Source organism: Mycobacterium parascrofulaceum ATCC BAA-614 (assembly GCF_000164135.1).
Taxonomy (GTDB): Bacteria; Actinomycetota; Actinomycetes; order Mycobacteriales; family Mycobacteriaceae; genus Mycobacterium; species Mycobacterium parascrofulaceum.
This window is the reverse complement of sequence record NZ_GG770635.1, coordinates 1-963: the sequence shown is the minus strand read 5'-3', so window position 1 is coordinate 963 and position 963 is coordinate 1. Positions and strand designations below refer to the sequence as shown.

The following is a 963-nucleotide window of genomic DNA, read 5'->3' as shown; positions in this document are numbered from 1 at the left end:
GTTGTCCGAAACTGGCCGTCTGCGATTGGCCCGTTGTGTTGTCGATGATGGTTGGCCGCTGCGGCGCGCCGCCGAGCGGTTTCAAGTCTCAGTGACCACGGCGGCCCGGTGGGCCGGCCGTTACCGTGTGCTCGGGCCGGCTGGGATGGCCGACCGCAGCTCGCGACCGCATCACAGCCCGCAACGCACCCCCACCCGCACCGAGCGACGGATCATCAAGGTTCGGGTCCTGCGCAGGTGGGGGCCACACCGGATCGCTTATCTGTTGGGCATGCACCCCTCCACGGTGCATCGGGTGTTGACCCGTTACGGGCTGGCTAAACTCGCTGGTTGGACCGCCCTACCGGGCGGGTAATCCGTCGCATCGAGTCATTGCGGTGTGGGGATCTGGTGCATGTCGATGTCAAGAAACTCGGCAAGATCCCCGCCGGCGGGGGCTGGCGGATACTGGGCCGCACCGCGGGCAATCGCAACTCCCGCAACGACACCAGCAGCGGGGTCAAAAGCAAGCGATATCACCCGCTGCACGGTCATCACTTTTTGCATACCGCCCTCGACGGGCATTCACGGCTGGCCTACAGCGAGCTGTTGACCGATGAACGTCAAGACACCGCTGCAGGGTTTTGGCTACGTGCTAACGCCTGGTTCGCCGATCATGGCATAACTGTGCGAAAGGTGTTGACTGACAATGGTTCCTGTTACCGATCACGCACATTCGCCGATGCTCTAGGTGCCGTTGAACACCGCAGAACCCGGCCCTACCGGCCGCAGACGAACGGGAAAGTGGAGAGATTCCACCGCACCCTCGCCGACGAGTGGGCCTATGCCCGGCTCTACACCAGCGACGCCGAGCGCTGTCAGGAGTTCCCGATCTGGCTACACACCTACAATCACCATCGCGGCCACACCGCACTCGGCGGCCAACCACCCGCCAGCCGCGTACCTAACCTCTCAGGTCAGAAC

1 pseudogene is annotated in these 963 nt (G+C 63.7%); it reads left to right on the top strand.

From position 1 onward, the window contains the following. Position 1 precedes the first annotated feature (1 nt). Positions 2–963, top strand: a pseudogene (locus tag HMPREF0591_RS31810) (IS481 family transposase); the annotation flags it as partial.